Genomic DNA, 7,240 nt, shown 5'->3' on the forward strand with positions numbered 1-7,240 from the left:
ATGTTCCTTTATATAACATTTATACATTAGGCTTGCAAAACTAACTTGGTTGGGGAAATGACATCAAATTAAGATGATGCACAGCTTGGTATTCATAACTCAAATGGTGGTCAAGGCATAAATAAAGCGTTGGATCTTAAATAAACTGATTTTGTGGAAGGCATCTTTCAAAGGGATATAAATTATACATCAAATAAATCAAGAAATACTTCTTTTCTTATTAGTCATAAAAATATATGCTAATTTTTAGATAATTTTGAATCTTTTTTATGTCTAAGAGAAAAAATAGAAAAATGAAAAAAATTAGCAAGGTTTTCATCGTATATTTTTTACTGTTGGCTCATTATTCTAAGCCCTCTTTTTCCATTAATGATACCTTTTTGACACAAACTTTGTCGTCTGATACCTTTGCCTCTGTAATTAAAATATTGTCACATTTTTTTCCTTCATTACATGGCATTTTGGAAGAATTATTGCCTAAGCAGAGTAAGGAGAATCAGCTCCCTTTAAATCTGATGGGTATTGGGAATAAATCGTTAACATCTTTTTCTTTATCTTCCTATGGTGGCAGGAGATATAAAAATTCTCAGATCTCATATTCATGGCACGCTCATCCGTCAGTTTTAGCAGCTTCAAGTTTAGAGAAACCTCGTTTTATGCCTTCTTTTCCCGATTTAAATTTTAAAGAAGAAAATGAAAGAGGAGCACAACACGTAAGATTTCCCCGTGTATCAAGAGCGCTTTATTCTTTAGAAGCCAAGAAAGTTTCTTCCGCATGGAAACAAGAATATGCAGGACGAGTTTTTCAAACTGTAAAAATTGACATTGTTCCCCATAAGCCAAGAGGGTTAAGATTTCCAGTGACCTCTTATTCTGAGGTAAATACTTTCATCAAATCTGTAATCTCTTCTGAATATTTCGATGAAGAAAAGTTATTCGAAGAACCGCAAGAAATGGATAAATTCGTTGAAAGAAAAAGAGACAATATAGAGAAACATTTAAATACTAAAGCTGCGCCACGAATCCCACATCCCGCTGAGGAAGTGGTTGAGCGAAGAGAAAAAGTTGAAAATATACTAGTAGAACCAGTTGTTGGAGGAGATCATGAAGCTGAAGCGCTAATCCCACATCCCGCTGAGGAAGTGGTTGAGCGAAGAGAAGAAGTTGAAGAGAGGCTAGTAGAACCAATTGTTGGAAGAGATCATGAAGCTGAAGCGCTAATCCTACCTGCCGAGGAAATTGTTGAGCTAAGAGAAGAAGTTGAAAATATACCAGTAGAGCCAGTTGTTGGAAGAGATCATGAAGCTGAAGCGCTAATCCTACCTGCCGAGGAAATTGTTGAGCTAAGAGAAGAAGTTGAAAATATACCAGTAGAACCAGTTGTTGGAAGAGTTCATGAAGCTGAAGCGCTAATCCCAGATCTTTTTCAAGAAAGAGAAGAAGTTGAAGATAGACCAGTAGAACCAGATGTTGAAATAGATTATGAAGCTAAAACGCTAATCCTACATCCCGCTGAGAAAATGATTGAGCAGAAAAAAGAAAAAGCCGTAGAGTTAAATTTTTCGGAGACTAGGACAGAACTTCCTCTTTCAGATTTAATGGTCCCTGATCAAGAAAAAGTAGTGAATCAACTGCGTGAAGTTTTACCGTTAAAGAATGATAAGCTCCTACGAAATCATGTAGAAGCGATCGAAAAAGCCCTTCAAGAGAATAAAATAAAGTTTTCTAAAGAATCATCAATCACTATCGCTCTTCAAAGAATTATTAAAGATTTAAAATTAGAGATAACGCAGATTCCGGAGTTAATTGAAAAGCTCTCTCAACGTATCGATAATCTCATTACAAAAACCTATAAAATCTCTCCTCAAGAAATGGAAAAACTTATATGGGAATTAATTCAACCTTCTCATGATATCATAACAGATGATGTTTTAGGAGTTGTTGATTTTAGCTCAGGCTTTGAGCGGCTTGCCCGGGATGTTTTTGAAGTGTGGCGTTCTAAGTTATTAATGAATTATATTGAGAAAGAGGGGCTGGGAGTCTTAGAAAAATCTCTTCCCTCTTTTAGTGATCTTAATCCTTTTATAACTAACGTTATTGATGACCTCTTTAATCACGAAGTACATGCTGAACTGAATTCTCAAATAAAACAAACTGCGAGAATCATTATTAATTCTTATGTAAAAGATGCATCACTTTGGGGAGGAAAGGGCCAATTTTCTACCGAAGAGAAGAAGAAAATTCTGACCCAAGTGTTTAAATTAATCGTTTTAGTTCCTTCATTTCAGTTTCCCCTTTTAACAAATGCGCGTGGAAATGAAGATATAGATTCAGATGAACTAAAAACAAGGCTCAAGCCTTATGTTCTTCTTGCTGTTGGGCAACTCTATGGTTCAGAGCGAGCGAGAGATTTAAGTTCAAAGTCTGAGCCAGTTAATGTGCCTTCACAAGAAAACTCCTTTGAAAAAGAAAATATTTCTATCAAAGAAATAGTCAAAAAGTTAGACTCTTGGTTAATTATTAGATTATTTGATCTTTTATCTGGTGAGTCTTACAAGGAAAAAATTGATTTCTTAATCAAGATAGCTTCTCAAGATAAGGAACTTGAAGAAATTAGAACTAAGATGGAAAATTGTTCTGAAGCGGACAAGATTTCCTTGAAGAGCCAAGAAGAAAAGATCAGTAAAAAAACATATAGCAACATAATAGAAACCATTATGGAGGAGCTTGGCTCTCAAGATTTGAAGGGAACCCCGCTTAAGCTAGCTCCTGCTTTTTATCGAGATGTAAAATGTCTTATCGAGGATTATTTGGATGTCGGTTTTGGATTTATTGCCGCGATTGAGAGAACCGAGCCCAGCTTAAAAAAATCTCTTCAAAAAGCCAAGAAAACTTTTGAAATACATCAATTAGTAAAAGAAGTGATGGAGGGAAGAAAATATAAAATTCAAATACGTCGTATTGATGGAAAGGGACGTGTAGAAACATCTCCATTAAAAGTTCCAGAATTTGTTTTTTTCTTCTCGCTTCCTTATTGGGTCGGATTAAAAGAACGACTCATAAAAAGAGAAAAACTTGAACAAGAGATAAAAGAGAAAAAGCAACTTAAGAAAAAACTTTTACTTGAAGAATTTAATTTACTTTTTTTTGACGGAGAACTTAAAGATCTTAATAAGTCTTTGGAAGAATTATTAAAAAAAGAAATAAAGCCTCCAGCCATAAGGCAGCCGCAACCTCCTGTGTCTATCTCCGCGCAAAGTAGTAGTGGGCCCCCTCCGCCGCCGCCCCCACCTCCTCTGGTTCAAAAAGAAAGTTCTAACTTAAATGTGATAGGCATTCAGAAAGATATCCAAAAATCTTTGAAAGATTCTGGGCTCGTTGTTAAGGAAACAAGTTTAATCGTGGAATTTCTTCTTCGCTTTAGGCTGAAAAATAAACATATAGAAATTCCCGAGATTGTGAAGAAATTCCATAAAAAATTCATTGCAGTTTTTTATGATGTTTTGAAGGTTGCTGATGAGAAACAACTTCATGAAAGCTTTGCAACTCAATTGGGAATAATTGTTTCTGGTGATTTAGTTCAAAGATTAATGAAAGAGATCACTGAAAAACTTCAGAAATATTTTTTAGAGTCTTTAACTGTAGAGAATATAAATTCGATCTTAACTTTTGGTATACAAACTCAGGATGCATCAAGAAAATTCCAGGCTAAATTTGCTGAAATAATAACCGAATTTTTGGAAGAAAATTTTCAAGAAACACTAAAGAACTTTAAAGTTGAAAGCCCGGTTGCTCGTAGAAATTTTCAAACTTTAGTAGTTTTCCTCAAAGAAAAATTATCAGAATCTCATTTTAAGTTTACGAATGAAGAAAAATTTGAATTGGTCTTTGAAACATTTGTTCGTGTGTTAAATGAAATTGAACAAAATCCAGATTTTAAGTTAAAAATATCCGATCAAGGAAATAGTCAGTTTATCTTGGATATTGAATCGACCAAAGTTACTTTGCTCGAATTTTTAAATGAGGTGATTAGCAAAAAATTTGGAAATACACATCCTCTTGTTAATGTTCCAGAATATGAAGAAGATGTAGAAATTAAGCCTTCTAAGATTCTTCCTTATTTAGGAGATCTTTTTTTGAACACTGCGTTTGACATTTTAAAAGGAGGGAGTGAAGAGGACAAAGTAACTAATTTAATTAATATGACTCCAAAACAATTGGATTTATTGATAGAGGATACATTGACCTCTTTAAAGTTACAGAAACACAAATATGAAACTACTAAAAACAAAGAGAAGACAATTATTTTTACTGAACACACACTTAAAATATTTAAAGAAGTGATTGTAGAGCGTTATTTAGCTTTTTCTCCGTCTTTAGCGAATAATAGTCAAGATATTCTTAAAAAGAGTACACATTGCGCCACTTTATTTTCTCATCTTCTTGTTAACCAGTTAGGTATCTTCAGAAATGAGCCGAGAAAACATAAAATTGTGATGTCGAGTCCTCACGATCGACAAAAGAAAATTGAAACAGAAGAAACAATAAGTGCATTTGACATTCTTTTAACTTTACCAAATTTGTGGCAACGTAAAAAAGAGATTGAAACTAAAAAAGAGCAAGCAGCTGAAGAACGACGTCAAAAAGAAGAAGAAACAAAACGTCGTGTCATAGCCTTAAAAAGATTCATTGAGTCTGAGATAGAAATTTCCCCCTAACTTTCTTATACAAAGAGAGGTTCAAAATGAGATTCTTCTTGTTATTATGAGATAGCGACGTTATTTTTAAGTAAAATAAATAGAGGTTTTCCATGGATGTTTTGATTATTCCAATGCTTGAGCTTTTGCGGACTATTCTTCAGCTTTATATTTGGGTATTTATTGCGAGCGTTATCTTAAGTTGGCTCATTTCATTTCAAATTATTAACACATATAATCGTGCTGTTGTTGTAATAGGTGAAGCCCTTTATCGATTGACTGAACCTATGTTGACTCCAATTCGGCGCCTTATTCCGGGCCTAGGGGGTTTTGATTTCAGTCCGATGGTTGCTATTTTTATTCTTGTCTTTATCCAAAATGTTGTCTCAAGACTTATCTTGAAATTTATAGGAGTAGCTTAAGCAGATTTTTACATGCCCATGACACCGGTTTTGCTGGACAGTCGTTCTTTGGCGCTACAGCTTAAGAACAACCTTAAAGTTCAAATTACAGAAATACAAAAGACAAAAAATCTTACGCCTGGATTGGCCGTTATTCGGGTAGGGGACAATCTGGCGAGCAAAAGTTATGTTGCCTCAAAATGCCGGCAATGCCAAGAGGTTGGGATTTATTCCAAGGAATATTATTTTCCGCCTCTAACCCCAATGGAACCCATCCTTGAGCTTATTTATCAATTAAATGCGAGCGAGACTATCCATGGAATCCTTTTGCAGCTTCCTCTTCCTCAACATTTGGATGCTTTTGAACTGATTGAAGCAATTGATCCTGTTAAAGATGTTGATGGTTTGCATCCGCAAAATTTAGGGATGCTTAGTCTTGGGCAGCCAACAGTTATTCCTTGTACACCCAAAGGGATCTTAACTCTCCTTAAAAGTCATAAGAAGGATATTACAGGTAGCCACGCCGTTATTGTGGGACGATCTATTCTGGTTGGACGGCCTCTAGCAATGCTCTTGTTGAAAGAAGACTGTAGCGTGACAGTTCTTCATTCAAAGAGTCGCAATATTTCTGATATTACAAAAACAGCCGATATCCTCGTCGCGGCTGTTGGTCAACCTCAATTTATTCAACAAGAATGGGTTAAGCCTGGCGCAATTGTTTTAGATGTGGGAATTAATCATATTCAAGGCCAAAAGGGCCAAATGGAAATAGTAGGCGATGTTGATTTCGAAAATGTTTCTCATGTCGCAAGTGCCATTACGCCTGTCCCCGGGGGGATTGGTCCCATGACAGTTGCTTCATTACTTGAAAATACTGTTGAGGCTGCATTAAGGCAAATCGCCAGGCAATAAACAATTTCAAAAAATATTATCTGGTTCCCCTTGAAATATATTTTTGAGTCTCCATATCTAAAATGTAAGGCTCAAACAGCTTTAACTAAGTAACTTTCCCCGTGTAAGCCCTCTGGATCATCAGAGGGCTCTTTTTTGGGAATAAGGGGTTAAATCCCATAAAGGTACGTATCTACCAATAAGAATTAGGAGAAACCTTCTCTAATTTTTGATAGGAATTAATTGTTGCAGAAGTTATAACTTTCAATAATAGAAATAAATGCTTGCTATCTAGAGGACTAGGCTCAAAATCAAATTTCTTGGTATCCTGTGGAAGAACCCTCAAAAGTGTTCGTTTTGAATTAGACCGCTAAAAATTTTGGCGACTTTTCACCAATACGAACATTTCGAGACCTCAAATACAAATACAAAGTGGCAAGAGCTCTCAAAAGTAAAATAATGTAGAAAAAACCTAGTTAAGGAGTTGAGAAAGATCTTCTTCACTAAGGCCTGTAACTTTAACAACAGTTTGTTTATTGATACCTTCTAATAACATAGAACGAGCAACTTCAAGACGACCTTTTTCGAGTCCTTGTTGAAGACCTTTTTCTAGACCTTCTAGTTTCCATTTTTCTGCAAGTGTCATGATACTGTCCTCATCAAATTGGTGAGACCTTTTCTAATGATCTCCCTAAATTCTTCTTCATCTTGTATCTCAGCCCCTTCAGCAATATATTTAAGATGAACGGCTATATACTGCTTAATATGGGGTTCGCTTAGATATTCTGTAAAATCCAACGATCTTTTTTAATGCTATGCTAATTGGGTATTTTCCTGATCATATCGTTCCAAAAACATGTGTTTTTGACACGTTAAAAAATAATTTGTTTTTTAAGTAGAGAATATGAAAATTTTGTTTCAAAACTAGTGTCAAAATTGTTTGACCCAAAAGTAACTTTAATTTATGTTTTTGGAATAAATAAAGTAAACTGTTCTGCTGCCAAAAGTACATGCATACACTTCAAATAAATAGGAGTTAAAATGAAAAGTCGGTTTTTAAAAATATTATCAATAGCCATGTGTTCTTTAATTATGGGGCTAGGTTCAGAGGTTCAATCTACGCAACCAGATATAGAATTTGAACTTACAGGATTACAGGGAACTCGATTAGTTGCTCAAACTGAAGACGATCAATTGAATGTAGTTGATTTGACATCCTCACAAACTATTGAGTTGGAAAAACCTTCAACC

Annotated in this window: 5 protein-coding genes; 4 read left to right on the top strand and 1 reads right to left on the bottom strand. The window is 35.0% G+C overall.

Translation table 11 applies throughout. From position 1 onward, the window contains the following. Window positions 1-293: 293 nt before the first annotated feature. The 3 genes from J0H12_01740 to folD all read left to right on the top strand — a co-directional run bounded on the left by J0H12_01740 (window position 294) and on the right by folD (window position 6,010). Window positions 294-4,718, top strand: a complete 4,425-nt coding sequence (locus J0H12_01740) for a hypothetical protein (protein MBN9412635.1) — start codon at window positions 294-296, stop codon at window positions 4,716-4,718. 92 nt (window positions 4,719-4,810) lie between these two features. Continuing rightward, window positions 4,811-5,119 (top strand): YggT family protein, encoded by a 309-nt coding sequence (locus J0H12_01745; protein MBN9412636.1) that lies wholly within the window; start codon window positions 4,811-4,813, stop codon window positions 5,117-5,119. Between the two features lie 12 nt (window positions 5,120-5,131). Continuing rightward, window positions 5,132-6,010: a bifunctional methylenetetrahydrofolate dehydrogenase/methenyltetrahydrofolate cyclohydrolase FolD gene (gene folD, locus J0H12_01750; GenBank protein MBN9412637.1), complete on the top strand. Its 879-nt coding sequence runs from the start codon at window positions 5,132-5,134 to the stop codon at window positions 6,008-6,010. A gap of 451 nt (window positions 6,011-6,461) precedes the next feature. Here the strand turns inward: folD and J0H12_01755 are convergent, their stop codons facing one another. After that, a complete protein-coding gene (locus tag J0H12_01755) occupies window positions 6,462-6,635 on the bottom strand; it encodes a hypothetical protein (GenBank protein MBN9412638.1) in 174 nt (57 codons plus the stop codon). Between the two features lie 395 nt (window positions 6,636-7,030). Here J0H12_01755 and J0H12_01760 point away from each other — a divergent pair. Beyond that, a partial coding sequence (locus J0H12_01760; protein ID MBN9412639.1) for a hypothetical protein occupies window positions 7,031-7,240 on the top strand: 210 nt, incomplete at its 3' end.

The organism is Candidatus Paracaedimonas acanthamoebae, assembly GCA_017307065.1.
In the GTDB taxonomy this organism is placed as follows: Bacteria; Pseudomonadota; Alphaproteobacteria; order Caedimonadales; family Caedimonadaceae; genus Paracaedimonas; species Paracaedimonas acanthamoebae_A.